This window comes from Paenibacillus forsythiae T98, from assembly GCF_000520735.1.
GTDB classification, from domain to species: domain Bacteria; phylum Bacillota; class Bacilli; order Paenibacillales; family Paenibacillaceae; genus Paenibacillus_AQ; species Paenibacillus_AQ forsythiae.
The window spans coordinates 1-13,333 of the sequence record NZ_ASSC01000251.1; the positions used below are offsets into that span (position 1 = coordinate 1).

13 protein-coding genes are annotated in these 13,333 nt (G+C 51.6%); 7 read left to right on the forward strand and 6 right to left on the reverse strand.

Features of this window, described 5'->3' with window-relative positions:
- Positions 1–420: 420 nt before the first annotated feature.
- Positions 421–1,554: a CgeB family protein gene (locus tag L692_RS0108615; protein WP_025698997.1), complete on the reverse strand. Its 1,134-nt coding sequence runs from the start codon at positions 1,552–1,554 to the stop codon at positions 421–423.
- 23 nt (positions 1,555–1,577) lie between these two features.
- A complete protein-coding gene (locus L692_RS0108620; protein WP_025698998.1) occupies positions 1,578–2,675 on the reverse strand; it encodes a CgeB family protein in 1,098 nt (365 codons plus the stop codon).
- Between the two features lie 243 nt (positions 2,676–2,918).
- On the opposite strand from L692_RS0108620, the gene L692_RS0108625 reads away from it, so the two are divergent.
- Positions 2,919–3,674: an AAA family ATPase gene (locus tag L692_RS0108625; protein ID WP_025699000.1), complete on the forward strand. Its 756-nt coding sequence runs from the start codon at positions 2,919–2,921 to the stop codon at positions 3,672–3,674.
- A gap of 9 nt (positions 3,675–3,683) precedes the next feature.
- Here the strand turns inward: L692_RS0108625 and L692_RS0108630 are convergent, their stop codons facing one another.
- The 3 genes from L692_RS0108630 to L692_RS0108635 form a co-directional block, all read right to left on the reverse strand.
- Positions 3,684–5,024: a helix-turn-helix domain-containing protein gene (locus tag L692_RS0108630; RefSeq protein ID WP_025699002.1), complete on the reverse strand. Its 1,341-nt coding sequence runs from the start codon at positions 5,022–5,024 to the stop codon at positions 3,684–3,686.
- A gap of 380 nt (positions 5,025–5,404) precedes the next feature.
- Complete coding sequence (locus L692_RS33805) at positions 5,405–5,536, reverse strand: hypothetical protein (RefSeq protein ID WP_269636723.1); 132 nt, start codon at positions 5,534–5,536, stop codon at positions 5,405–5,407.
- Positions 5,537–5,556: 20 nt separating this feature from the next.
- Complete coding sequence (locus L692_RS0108635) at positions 5,557–6,915, reverse strand: helix-turn-helix domain-containing protein (RefSeq protein WP_269636724.1); 1,359 nt, start codon at positions 6,913–6,915, stop codon at positions 5,557–5,559.
- 230 nt (positions 6,916–7,145) lie between these two features.
- On the opposite strand from L692_RS0108635, the gene L692_RS0108640 reads away from it, so the two are divergent.
- The 6 genes from L692_RS0108640 to L692_RS31745 are packed head-to-tail and all read left to right on the forward strand — an operon-like array spanning position 7,146 to position 11,874.
- A complete protein-coding gene (locus L692_RS0108640; RefSeq protein ID WP_025699006.1) occupies positions 7,146–8,135 on the forward strand; it encodes a hypothetical protein in 990 nt (329 codons plus the stop codon).
- A 27-nt stretch (positions 8,136–8,162) separates the two neighbouring features.
- The gene (locus L692_RS0108645; protein WP_025699008.1) at positions 8,163–9,155 is read left to right on the forward strand and encodes a hypothetical protein; all 993 of its coding nucleotides are present in this window, start codon (positions 8,163–8,165) and stop codon (positions 9,153–9,155) included.
- Positions 9,152–10,159, forward strand: a complete 1,008-nt coding sequence (locus tag L692_RS0108650) for a sugar phosphate nucleotidyltransferase (RefSeq protein ID WP_025699010.1) — start codon at positions 9,152–9,154, stop codon at positions 10,157–10,159. The genes L692_RS0108645 and L692_RS0108650 overlap by 4 nt, the downstream gene beginning before the upstream one ends.
- Positions 10,156–10,719, forward strand: a complete 564-nt coding sequence (gene rfbC, locus L692_RS0108655) for a dTDP-4-dehydrorhamnose 3,5-epimerase (protein WP_025699012.1) — start codon at positions 10,156–10,158, stop codon at positions 10,717–10,719. Before L692_RS0108650 ends, rfbC begins: the two co-directional genes overlap by 4 nt.
- The gene (locus tag L692_RS0108660; RefSeq protein ID WP_025699014.1) at positions 10,716–11,657 is read left to right on the forward strand and encodes an NAD-dependent epimerase/dehydratase family protein; all 942 of its coding nucleotides are present in this window, start codon (positions 10,716–10,718) and stop codon (positions 11,655–11,657) included. The genes rfbC and L692_RS0108660 overlap by 4 nt, the downstream gene beginning before the upstream one ends.
- Before the next feature lie 52 nt (positions 11,658–11,709).
- Complete coding sequence (locus L692_RS31745; protein WP_156940352.1) at positions 11,710–11,874, forward strand: hypothetical protein; 165 nt, start codon at positions 11,710–11,712, stop codon at positions 11,872–11,874.
- 826 nt (positions 11,875–12,700) lie between these two features.
- Here L692_RS31745 and L692_RS32530 read toward each other — a convergent pair.
- A partial coding sequence (locus tag L692_RS32530; protein WP_025699016.1) for a hypothetical protein occupies positions 12,701–13,333 on the reverse strand: 633 nt, incomplete at its 5' end.

Here is a 13,333-nt window from a genome sequence, read left to right on the forward strand (position 1 = left end):
CGCGACAAGCAGGCAGTCAAAGTAGGAGGACAGTTCCCGGGCGAAGAACAGCAGCAGCTTCTCGGCGCCGGTAATGCTGTTGTCATTGGCCACATGGGAAAAAAGGACAACGGCAGCTTTATCAGCCATTGGCGTATTGGCGCTTCCGAATGGATGACTTCGGAGCGGCCGCTCACCTCCCTGTCAGGTATGCAATGCCCGGGCGGAAGAGGGAACCTCCAGCCGGTTCCGCCGCCCGAAATAAGAAAGACTCCCCCGCCGCAATCCAAGGCTCCGCAACAAGAGCAAGAGGTCCCGGCAATAGTCCCGCGTTTATCCCTGGATTCGCCTTGGCTTATCGTATGAGAGCGGGGGCGGAAGCGGACGTGACAAACGCCCCCCGGCAGGAGCACAAATCGTCAGGGCGGAGCCAGGCGGATATTATCCGAATATAGTGGATAACAGCTGGTTGACCCGCTTCGGATACGTATGCTCCCGGAGTGTCCGCTCCAGCCCCTTCAGCGCAATGGCCTGGCGTTCCTCCTCATGCGTCAGGTAGTAACGGATTTTGTCAATCATCTCCTGCGGGTTGCTGAACGTTACAATCTCCTCTTCCGGCTTGTAGAAGGAGGCCAAGTCATCGCGGGCATCGCTAAGCTGCAGCGTACCGCTGGCTGCAATCTCGAATGTCCGCGGATTCGGCGAAGCCGCCGAAATCGCTAGCGTATTGTTGTTGGCTACATCATCGACATGGGAACGGTGCAGATTGATCACGATTTTCGAACTGCTGTACGCGGCTGCCGTCTCCTGCGGAGACATCCACTTCCCGATCTCGATCCGGTCGCCGTACAGTGAAGCCTCCGGAAGACGGTCCCACCAGATTCCATTGATAACCGTATTGAATTCCATCAGCTGCGGCATGATTTCCCGGAAGAAATTGACCCGGTTCCAGTACGCGGAGCCGATGAAGCTTACCTCGCGCGCATTCTGCGTGCGGGAGATCGTGGGCCGGTAATGCGGACGATATGCCGCGAATGGCAGATAATGCACCTCCGTGCAGCCAAGCTGCCGGTAATATTCGACGCAATTTCGTTCCAGTGTGAATACATAATCATAGTGATTCACGATGCCCAGCGTAAAATCGGTGTAATAGGGATCGTCCGTCAGCCAGATTGCCGTACGGATGCCCATTCCCCGTATCCGGTCGATTTGCGCAAGCGGCAGATCCATCCCGTCCAGCACCAGGACCAGATTCGGCCGTTTGGCGGCGGCCAGCTCCAGCAGGTTCTGGCGCACATCCGTTACCGTCACTTCCTTCGTCAGGCCCTGCAGCGATGTCAGGACCGCATCGTCCAGCGGGGAATAGGGATAGCCTTTGCCGGAAGCGACATACATGACATGAATATCGCGTACGGGCAGCGGCTCTTCCGGGCGTCCGTCCAGAATGGCCAGGCGTCCGCGCAGGTAGCCTTCCGCATAGCCGTTCTTGAAGCCGTTAAGCCTTCCCTGCAGCTTCGCTTGCTCAGCCGGCGTGAGGGGCAGCGGCGGGACCGGAAGAATGAAGTCTTTGCTCATCGTACATTCGCTCCTTTACATAATTAATGTCTCGTTCGCGCCTCGTCGATCACATCAAGCAGCCTTGGCAGCCGGGCGGCAAAGGTATGGTTCAGAAGTGTGGTCCGCAGGGCTCTCAAGGCGAAATTCCGCCGCTTCTCCTCATGTTTCAGATAATATTCGATTTTGGACTCCAGCTCCTCGGGAGAGCCGAAGGTCTCCAGGTCATAGCCCGGCCGGTAGTGGTTCGCCAGATCCTCCCGGACATCGGTAATCTGCATCGCGCCGCAGGCGCTGATCTCATAGGTGCGCGGATTGATGGACCTCGCAGGAATCTGGTATGAATTGCGGTTATCCTGCCCCGCATCCCAGGGCCGATGAATATTAATGACAATCTTCGCGCCGCTGTAATAGCATGCCGTATCCTCCGGCGGAATAAAGCCCTTGTGGATGAACGGCGACAGCGTGTCAAAGCTTTTCAGCCGCTCCCAGAATCCGCCGACGATAAGGGTGCGGTGCCGGATTAACATGGGAGCCAGTCGGTCGAACAGCTCGGTCCGGTTAAAGAAAGCATTTCCGATAAAAACGATGTCATAGCCATATCCCGGCGGGGTACGGCGGGGGTTGAACATTCCCGGATTGACGCAAAGCGGCAAATAATGCACCGACTCCGCTCCAAGGGACCGGTAAAATTCCAGGCATCCAAGCTCGTGCGTGAACACATGATCGTAATGCCGGCACAGAACAGCCGTATCCTCCGTAAAATAGGGGTCGTCGACAAACCAGATGGCGGTTGAAATGCCCCGTCTGCGGATTCCCTCGATCTGCTCCAAATGATTATCCGGAAATACATGCAGCCCGTTCATGACCAGCACCGCTTCCGGAGATTCCCGGGCGGCGGTCTCCAGCATAGCATGCGACGGGCATACGATCAGCTCGGTGACGAGACCGGCCAGCGCTTCCGTTACCCCGGCATCGATCGCATCGAAGCCCTGCGGGACATACATCAGCTTTAAGGGACGCCTAACGCCCGCCGTGCCCGGATTCAGCCGTTTCACGGCTTCGCACAGGCCAAGATGATAGCCCTGGCGGTAGCCGTCACGGTAGCCCTGCTTGCGCTCCTGCTTTATTTTCGCTTTCACAGCCTCACCCTGCTCTGTCGTAATCTGATGACAGTATAGTTATATGCTTTGGAGATATCCGCCTCATAGACACCTGTCCGTCATCGCAATAAATTGGCAGATGCCCTCTGGCAACCGTACAAGCTGCGCGTATAGGTCTGGACTTGGACTTTGGGAACTCCTGATGATAGAGTGGAAGATACGTACGGGCCGGGAGGGAGCTTGATTGCGGCTCGAAGCATCCTTGCGGGGAGGAACATATTAGTGGATAACGACAAGCTGTATTTACGCCATACGGAGCTGCTTCGGGACAAAGTTCCATCCTTCGGCTCCTATCCTTTTCCCCTGCCGGTGATCCGTTCATTGAAGCGGCTGGTGTTCAGGAAGCCGGTCACTTTTCTGGTGGGAGAGAACGGCAGCGGCAAATCGACCCTGCTGGAGGGGATCGCCGCTGCCTGGGGGTTTAATCCTGAAGGGGGAACGCTGAATTTTTCGTTCAATACCCGTTCCTCGCACTCCATCCTGTATGAATATCTGCGGCTAGCAAGAGGGGTTAAACGACCGAAAGACGGGTTCTTTCTGCGTGCGGAAAGCTATTATAATGTGGCCTCATATATCGACGAGCTGGATGAACAGCCCTTGTCCGGACGCAGGCTTAGGGACTCTTACGGGGGTAAATCGCTGCATGAGCAGTCGCATGGCGAGTCCTTCTTCGCCGCTTTCATGCACCGTTTCGGCGGTCGCGGCCTGTACATCCTGGACGAGCCCGAGGCGGCCCTGTCGCCTTTGCGGCAAATGTCGCTGCTGGCCCGGATGAATGAGCTGGTGCGCAGCGACTCCCAGTTCGTCATCGCCACCCACTCGCCGATTCTGATGTCCTATCCGGGGGCGGATATTTGGCTACTGGAAGAGGAAGGAATCCGGGAGGTCGCCTTGGAGGAGACGGAGCATTACGTGGTAACCAAAGCGTTCATGAATGACCGCGAAGGCATGCTGCGCGAGCTGCTGGGGGAAGAATGAGGAGTCAGCTTACAGCTTAGAGGAAAGGAAGGACTCTCCCCCCTCTAAACCGGCTTTTCGGGCATACATAAACTCTTTGATTAAATCGCCGAAATGAGTCTCGTTGTTGGTCACTGCGGACAATTCAAGCGCCTTAAGGCAGCTTTCCATCCCTTCTTTCATTCTGCCCCGCCGGACGCAATAGATGGAATATTGAATGGCAAAACGCAGCCGCCTCTCCATATTCACCACATCCGTGAATTGATCGAAGACGGAAATCGAATCAGCAAATTCGTCCAAAATCCAGTCTATCGAAAAATGATATTGATTCGCGGATTGAATGATCGTAACGAGCCCAGGCAAAATTTCTTCCGGGTGACTCTGTAAAAAATCCACGTAAGGCTCCAGCATCTCCTGATGGCCCATCAGGATATCTTGAGTGAACGAATTAGCCGTGGCCCACTCCTGAAATTGCAGCATCTGCTTTACTTCTTCGTCATTCGCCGGTTCCAGCCAACTCAAATCGGCATAAAAATTAATCGCTTCCTTGGCTTCTTCGTACCTGCCCATTTTTTGCAGCGCGGTCGCTTTGCAGAGATACCCCTGGCCAAAATAACGAATCAGCGGTTTATGCAGCCGGATCGGCTCCGCCCGGGAAGGGTTGGATGTTCTCTTGCTCCTCTCCCGCTCCGTATACACGGCTTGTGACTGCTCAATCAGTTCATCGGCTAAACTCTCAAGCTGCTCCCAATTATGCACGGAAAAGTATATCTTAATAAGTTCAATAAGAGCATCAAGTCGATGCTGCACAGGCAGCCCTCTCCGATAAGGTTCAAACCTCAAAGCCGCCCGTAAATTGCCCCCTGCATCTTGCCCAATATTTAATTGAAATAATCGGTAGCAGCTAATAGCCAGACGTTCGGAATTATTGTATTTTTCACACTCAATCACGCATTGATACAGCAAGCCAGACGCTTCCTGATGACCCTGCTCAAACATTTGCTCCGCCGTGACAAAGACACCTTGGATATTAGATAAATCATCGGCCAGTATTTCCAATATAATTTTAATACAGTTCAGTTTACCAATTGCCGCGCAACGCAGCAAAAAAGGCTTTACACGCCGCCAATGGGGAGCAGACTGCATTAAGCATTCTTCCACATATAGAAAGTATAGCTCACCTTCCGGAAGCCCCATCCCCTGTGTAATCCTATCCAGTTCGCGCACAGAAATGTTTCGGGGAGGATTTCGATTAATTATAGCGCTTAAAGTCCCACGATTTAGGCCACATTTTTCGGCAAACCCTTGCAGAGTTAATTCATTCTCACGAATATAAAATTCAATTTTGCAGCGAATCATGGAACTTCCCATTAAGCAAAGGCCCCCTCATAAAAGAATCACCATAGCCTGAAAATCACCATGCAAAAATTGTAATATATTAGAAACTCATGGTCAATTTGTTGCTGAATTCAATAAAGAATACATAGACATATAAAAATAAACCACAACCCCGTTAGATTAAACCTGACGAGGTTATGGTTTATTTTCTATAACATCCATAAGAGTTGTGGTCAATAAGCCAATTTCTTCTGATAAAAAGGACGCAAAAGCTTTTCTTTCCTTAATGGGCAATACCTTTTAGAGCGATATTTTTACATTTGGCTAACTAAATTATATACCTTACTCAAATCACTATTACAGTCCCTTGAAACAGAAAACAGGCCCCTAAGGGCCTGTCCAAATCAATAGCTCTATCCGCCATATCCATGATCCAACGGCTGTACAGCGGAGCCACCACGATAACCTGCACCGGATGCCAACACCGTAGTGCCAGATGCCAAGAGAAATACAACAACCAGGGAAATAGCTAATTTTTTCATCAATCCCGAACCTCCTCAAATGGCTATAATTGCATTGAATATTTTAGAGTCGTTCTTACTCGCATCTGTTCTATCACTGTTTTGAAAATTTGTTCCTGAGACGGCCCCGAATAAGACCTGTATGCCTCAAAAAGGGCTACGGCTTCCGCAAGTACCGTTTCATTATTGGTTGTAACAGCTAAGTCCAGCGCCTTAAGACAACTCTCAATGCCTTCATTGAATCTGCCGCGTCGAAAATAGTAGATAGATATCTGAATGGCAAAACGCAATCGCCGTTCCATACTGACAGAATCATTATAACTCTCAAATCCAGAAATTTCATCAAAAAATTTCCAAAGAATGTCGTCTATTGAAAAATTGTATTTATTCGCAGATTGGATAATTGTAGCAAGTCCCGATAGAATCTCTTCCGGATGTTCCCGCAAGAAATCCGCATAGTCGTCCAAAACCTCCTGCCGGCCTGCCAGAATATCCAAGGTGTATGAGTTTGCCCTGGCCCACGAGGTATATTTCATTACTTCCTGCTCTTCTTCATCACTTGCAGGCTCCAGCCAGCTTAAATCGGAATAACGGGAAATCTCCATTCTGGCTTCTTCAAAATCCCCCATTTTTTGCAATGCGGTTGCTTTACAAAGGTATCCCTGGCCATAGTAATGAATCAGTGATCTCCGCAGCCAAACAGGATCTCTCCTTAATGAAGTAGAGTTTTTCCTTCTCCGTTTCCGTTCTCTAAACGCCGCTTGCGACTGCTGGATCAGCTCATCAGACAATTCTATGATATGCCTCCAGTTATGTATAAAAAAATATATTTTTAATAGTTCAACCAGAGCATCAAGCCGCAGTTCCACCGGCAGTGATTTCCGGTAAGGCTCGAACTGCAAGGCCGCCCGCAAATTGGCCTCCATATCCTTTCCAACGGCCATCTGAAACACCCGGTAGTGGCTGACGGCCAAACGCTCGGAATTATTGTATTTTTCGCCTTCAATCACACTCTGGTACAAGATTTGGGAGGCTTCCATGTAGCCCTGCTCATACATCTGCTCCGCGGTAGCGAAAATCTCCCCGATATGAGACAGGTTGTCCAGCAGCATTACCAGCACTTTTTCAATACAAACCAGCTTCCCCGTCTGCGCGCAGCGCAAGAGAAAAGGCTTCAACCGGCGCCAGTGGGGAACGGACTGAATAAAGCATTCCTCCGCGTAAAGATTGTACAGCTCCCCTTCGGGAAGACCCATGCCTTTGGTTATTAAATCAAGCTCCCTCACGGATATCTTGCGCGGCGGATTTCGGTTGATAATGGCGCTCAAGGTTCCCCGATTGACACCGGCCCGCTCCGCAAAGCTCTGCATGGTGAGTCCATGCTCCCGAATATAGGCTTCCATTTCACAACGGATCGTAGCATTGCTGATCAATAGAGTCACCTCCAACAAGACATTTACTTAACATCCAAAAATTAGTATATCTCAATACTAATCCATTACTCGCCAGCGGTCAATTAATACATCTTAAATTTATCGGGAGTCCAAGCAGAGAGACAGCCGCCGTGCCGGTCTATGCCTCAAACCTATATACTGCAGTATTCGGATTCCAGAATAAGGAGGATGATCCACCCGTGATTATCGGTACTGTAGTTAATGCGTCCGGATTGCCCCAGGCCAGGCTGATGGCAAACTCGGTCAAACGGCAAATGCCTTACGCCAAGGTTGTGGTCTGTCTGGTTGAGGAGTTTCAGGCAGAGTCATTGCCGGACATCGACTGGATTGTTACGGCCCGAGAGATTTGCGAGTACATCGGATTTCCGTATTTTGACCACTATATCTTCAAGTTTAACTCCCTCCAGAGCGGCGCGGCAATGAAGGCGCAGCTGTTAACCTATCTCCTTCAAGCCTTTCCGGATGAAGAGCATATGGTGTATCTCGATCCGCAGATGTATGTGTTTAAACCGTTCTACGAGATCGAACAAATGCTCAGTTACTATGACGTTGCATTAACTCCCCATCATCTGGAGCCCTCCGCTTCCTGGGATTGCTCCCGCGAGATCGGTACGCTGCAGGACGGCACCTTCCACAGCGGCCTTGTGGCCGTGAAGAACTCCTGGGAGGGTCACAGATTTGCAAAATGGTGGATGTCGATGATTACCGGCGATTTCGCAGGGCAGCCCAAAGGACTTTACACCGATCAGCCTTATCTGAATTTCGTACCCGCTGTCTTCAATTCGGGCGTATTGCGCCATCCGGGTTATAATCTCGCATTCTGGAATCTCCATGAGAACGGCAGAAAGCTCTACTGGGCCGGCGATGAATACTGTCTGACGAACTACGTCTCTCTCCACTGCGTGAACTTCAGCAACTTTTTGGGGCTTCTCGACAGCTGTATCGACGCCTACGTTCCCCATGACGGCGCCTTTAGACAATTATGGGCCGATTATAAGCAATATCTGGAGTGGTTACATCTTCAGCATCCCGAGGCTCCCTGGTCTTACGACTATTTTTACAGCGGGGAGAAAATTGCCGACGAAACGAAATTGCGCTACAGAGAAGCCAAGCTGCACCGCCAGGTGGAAGAAAACCCCTTCTGTCTTTCAAACAGCAGCGAATTCTAATTCTACATGATGACAAGGAGGCGCTCCATGATTATTTGTTCAGTAACCTGTGCCGATAACCTGCATGAGGCAAAAGCGATGGCCAGAGCAGCCAAATATCATATGCCGTATGCCCGGGTGGTCATCTGCTTGATGGAACGGACGATTCATCCGGCGGCGCTTGACGTTCCCTGGTTTGACGAGGTAGTTCTGGCCAAGGACCTGGGAATCCCCCGGTTTGAAAAAAGCATCTTTAAATATGGTCTCCTTGAAGCGGTGACCTCCATCAAACCGGCGTTTCTCCGTCTGCTGTTTGACCGGTATCCGGAGGAGATGAATGTGGTGTTTATGGATACGGATGTCATTGCTTACGCTCCCTACGATGATTTGCTGTTTGCCCTGGAGCATCACAACATCCTGCTGTCCCCGCATCAGCTAGAGCCGTGCACCGATCCCTTGGGCTATTTTTGGGTCGGCATCTTCAATACCGGATTTCTGGCGCTGCGGAGATCAGAGGAAGCCATGCGCTTTCTGGAATGGTGGGGACATCGGCTGTACAGCTACGGCCATTACCACTCCCCCTTTTATGTCGATCAGAAATGGGTGGATCTTGCCCCGGCTTTATTTGACGTCACGGTCTGGAAGCATCCGGGGTATAATGTCTCCGCATGGAATCTGCATGAGCCCAGCCGGAGGATCGTGCGCGAGGAGAACGGGCGGTATTGGCTTGAGAACGATATTCCTTTCGTATGCTATCACTATTCCGGGCTGCACGGGATGCTGCAATACTGCATGAACAAGTGGCTGCCCGATACCGCGAATCCGCTGTATGAGCTGCTGCGGCTTTTCCAGGAGGAACTGGATATTATGGGGCAAAAGGAGCTGTCCGAAGTCCCCTGGAGCTATGACTTTTATCTGGACGGCACCCCGATCAGGCTTGAAGACAGGAAGGCCTACGGCGACGACTACGAAGCTTTTGAATCCGGACCCGATCCATTTCTGTCCAGAGACAGCGCCCGCAGGGGAGAAGACGGAATATGAAAGGTCTGATCGTCTGCGCCGGAAAGGGCTCCCGCCTGAGACCGTTTACGCTTACCCGACCGAAGACGCTGCTTCCTGTCGCCAATAAACCGATCCTGTTCTATGCCATTGAGAAGCTGGCCGAAGAGGGAATTCGTGAAATTGGAATTGTCATCCATCCGTCCCAGGAGGAGATGATTCGCGCCGCTGCGGGGGGCGGAGAACAGTTCGGGGTATCCCTGACTTATCTGTACCAGCGAGAGCCCAGGGGCATTGCGGATGCGGTGGCCGCAGCCGAGGAGTATATCGGACAGAGCGATTTCATTCTGCTTCTCGGCGACAATCTGTTTAAAGAACCTCTTAGAACGCTGATCGACCGGCTGGAGCGCTCGGCGGCCTGCATCCTGCTCACTCATGTGAAGAATCCGCAGCATTTCGGCGTTGCGGAAATCAACGCCTCTCAAATTATCTCGCTCGAAGAGAAGCCGAAATTCCCCAAGAGCAATCTGGCCGTGGTCGGCAGCTATGCCTTTAAAGCCGGAATTTTTGATCATATTCGAGCCTTGACGGTTTCCGGCCGGGGCGAGCTGGAAATCACGGACGCCATTCAACGGCTGATCGACAGCGGAGAAAGAGTTGCGTACGCGATAACCCGGGAGCACTGCTCCGATGTCGGGACTGCACAGCGATGGCTTGCGGCCAACAAGTGGATGATGGGTGAGCTGTACGGAGAGAGCAATGCAATTTCCGAAGAAGCTACGCTGGTCAATTGCAGGGTCCACGCCCCGGTTGCTATCGGTTCCGGCAGTGTATTGAAGAACTGTACCATCGGCCCTTATGTTTCGGTCCTGTCCGGCGCCCATTTGGAGGAATGCCATCTTGCGCACAGCATTCTGCTGCGGGATGTCACGATCAGCGGCACCGGCAAGGAAGTCATTGCCGGCATTTTCGGAGATGAGGCGAGCATCACAGGCTCCGACGCCACAGGATTATTTGTCCGGAAGATCGGAGGAGATCCAGAATGAAGATCATTCCAAGAAGACTGGAAGGCGTCTTTGAAATCCGCCTGTCTCCGCTGAGCGACCACCGGGGACTGTTTATGAGAACCTATGACGAATCCATCTTCTCCGCTTACGGCATTCATCGCCATTGGGTGCAGGAGAATCAATCGGTGACGATCCGCAAGGGGACGATCCGGGGATTGCATTTCCAATACTCCCCCAGCACGGAGACCAAGCTCGTGAGAGTCGCTACCGGCGCCGTGCTTGATGTATTTGTGGATCTGCGGAAGGGTTCTCCGACTTTCGGAGAATGGGACAGCATTGAACTATCCGAAGACAACCGGGCGATGATCTATATTCCGCGCGGCTTCGCCCACGGATTCTGCACGCTGTCCGATCACTGCACCGTACAGTATAAAGTCGACCGGGAATTCTCTCCCGCAGAGGATGGCGGCATCCTCTGGAACGATCCGTCCATCGCGGTCCGTTGGCCGACGGATACTCCGATTCTCTCGGATAAAGACAAGAATCTGCCTACGCTGGATAAGTTCATTTCCCGGAATAAAGGGCTGGATACGGCATGAGGTATATCGTAACCGGAGCGGGAGGATTTATCGGAAGCTCTGTGTGCTGGCAGCTCCGCCGGGAAGGCCATGAGGTGGTGCGGATGTTCCGCAGCCTGCCGGCAAATGCGGGCGATTCCGGAGAAGCCTATGAGGATATGGCGGCAGATGTGCTCTCGGACGGCTTTCCCGGGCTTCGCATAGACGGAGATGCCGTCATCCATCTGGCGGCCGCCAACGACATCGTTTCCAGGAATGGCCGGGAAGGAATCAAGCTCTCCTTGATCGGAACGAAGAATGTGCTGGATTTCGCCGTCAACAACGGAATTGGGCAAATGATATTCTTTTCCACCATACAAGTCCTCGGATCGGAGCTGCAAGGATGGATTACGGAAGAATCGGCCGTCCTTCCTGAGAATGATTACGCCGCCAATCATGCGGTGGCCGAACTGTATGCGGAAATGTACGCAAGAAAAGGACTGCTCCGGGCGGTCAGCATCCGGCCGACGAATGTGTACGGCCACTTCGCGTCTCCGACCATCGACCGCTGGAGCCTGGTTCCGGCCTGCCTGTGCCGGGAAGCTTTCTTGAGCAAGACCATTACGATTCGCTCCTCGGGAAGACAGAGAAGAAACTTTGTCAATGTTGAAAGTGTAGCCAAGGTGACAAGCGCCGTGCTGGCGAACTTCCCGGCTTCCTACGATATTCTTAACGTCGGCTCCAAATGCCACATGACCATTCTGGAAGCCGCGAGATGCGTCAAGCAGGTTCACGACGAAATGTATCCGCAGCCGGTTCAGCTGCTCTTTCAAGGGGATGAGCCGCGGCAGGAGAACCTCTTTGAAATCTCCCTGCGGAAACTGGAGAACCGGTACGGCTTCAAGGAGCACCTGGGAGCCGAGGAGTTCCGCAAGCAGATCCGCCTCATCTTCCTCGGCCTGGAGCGGTCGGGGAGCTGAGGATGGAGGGGCTGTTCCTTGCAAGTTCTAAAGCCAGCAAGTCTTTCGGTTATTGAAAGACTTGCTGGCTTTACGTTTTTCAAGTTTTGCAGAACAAGCGGCACTTTCTGAAGGGCAAAGTCATGAAGCGTATATAACCTTGAAGGAGAAAGAAACTAAATTTATGAGCCAGGTAAGAGCTGGAGGCGAACCATATTGGATTTGTTACCGCTGTTGATTCTCAACCAGGGAGTTATAATGGATATACTTATTATGATTATAAGGCTAGCACGCTACTAATTATCATGCTTATGAGCAGTAGTTCTATAAAAGGATGGGGGACACTTGAAAATGTTACCTATGGAAGAGTTAGAAGATAAGAAGGGCTACTTTGTAATTAATGTACTGATAGTTTTATTAATCATCGTCTATCTTTTTCATGTGGTTCTTTCGTCAAATCATTACGGTATGCTCTCCAGGAACTTGAACCACGATTTCTCGAATGTATTTTATCAAAATGAAGATACGACTACACTTTATTTGTATTATACAGATGATGGGCTGGCGAATGTAGTTATTCTCTATTCGATACTATTTGTGTTAACAATTGTATTATTAATAGCTAGCTTCGCGATTCGCAGATCACTAAGCACCTTGCTGCTCCTGCTTAATTACATCATGATTTTCATGATTGTCGTGTATCCTTATTTTTACTTTGTAAATACAAACGGAGATACACTGTTTTTAACAAGCTCTCATTTTTTATTGTTGACAAGTTACTTGAATGACTACAGCCTGTATATTTTTATTCCTTATTATGCGTTGTTGATCGGATTAACGATATATTTTATTGCAAGTAAAAAAATGGCAAGTCGCTTTAAATCATTTATAAAACGAACCTAATAAATGGGCAGCAGAGCAGGGTCTCTGCGAAAATTGAGTAGTATGACCAAAAAATGCACAATTTCAGGCTTTCTGCAATATTCCCGCCTCACAAATAAAAAAGCGCCCCGCAGCCATCCTCATGGCTTGCGGGACACTCTTCCAGCTAACTGCTCCTAAAATCAGCCCCCGGCCTGCTCAAACTGCGCAATCTGCGCGCGGCACAGCTCAAGCATGTCTTCCCCGTTCAAGTAAGCTTTGTACCAGGCGGCGGTCTGAGCCAGGGCGGTATCCAGATTCCATCTCGGTCTCCAGCCGAGCCGGGCCTTGGCCTTAGAGCAATCGAGCTTCAGTGCGGCGGCTTCATGGAGCTTATAGTCGGGCACAACTTCATAGGCCGCACCCTCTCCCCATAACCGGCAGAAACGGCTGACCACCGATTCCACGCTCTGCGCATCCTGCTCCTCCGGCCCGAAGTTCCAGGCCTCCGCATACCGTACTCCTTCCTCGTACAACCGCTGAGCCAGCAGCAGGTAACCGCCGAGCGGCTCAAGTACATGCTGCCAGGGGCGTACCGAGCGCGGACTTCGAATCACCAGGGGAGCCTGATTGCGGAAGGCTCTGAAGCTGTCCGGGATAAGCCGTTCGCTGGCCCAATCCCCGCCTCCGATCACATTGCCAGCTCTGGCGGACGCGATGGCCACGCCATGCTCCGGATAGCGGCCCGGGTTAAAGAAGGCATCGCGGTACGAGGCGGTGACGAGCTCGGAGCAGGCTTTGCTGTTGGAATAGGGATCGAAGCCGCCAAGCCCGTC

Bases quoted from the DNA above. Each gene is read 5' to 3' on its own strand.
- L692_RS0108615 (WP_025698997.1), bottom strand. From the start codon at position 1,554: ATGAGCAAAGACTTCATTCTTCCGGTCCCGCCGCTGCCCCTCACGCCG.
- L692_RS0108630 (WP_025699002.1), bottom strand. From the start codon at position 5,024: ATGGGAAGTTCCATGATTCGCTGCAAAATTGAATTTTATATTCGTGAG.
- L692_RS0108635 (WP_269636724.1), bottom strand. From the start codon at position 6,915: ATGGAAGCCTATATTCGGGAGCATGGACTCACCATGCAGAGCTTTGCG.
- L692_RS0108645 (WP_025699008.1), top strand. From the start codon at position 8,163: ATGATTATTTGTTCAGTAACCTGTGCCGATAACCTGCATGAGGCAAAA.
- L692_RS0108650 (WP_025699010.1), top strand. From the start codon at position 9,152: ATGAAAGGTCTGATCGTCTGCGCCGGAAAGGGCTCCCGCCTGAGACCG.
- rfbC (WP_025699012.1), top strand. From the start codon at position 10,156: ATGAAGATCATTCCAAGAAGACTGGAAGGCGTCTTTGAAATCCGCCTG.
- L692_RS0108660 (WP_025699014.1), top strand. From the start codon at position 10,716: ATGAGGTATATCGTAACCGGAGCGGGAGGATTTATCGGAAGCTCTGTG.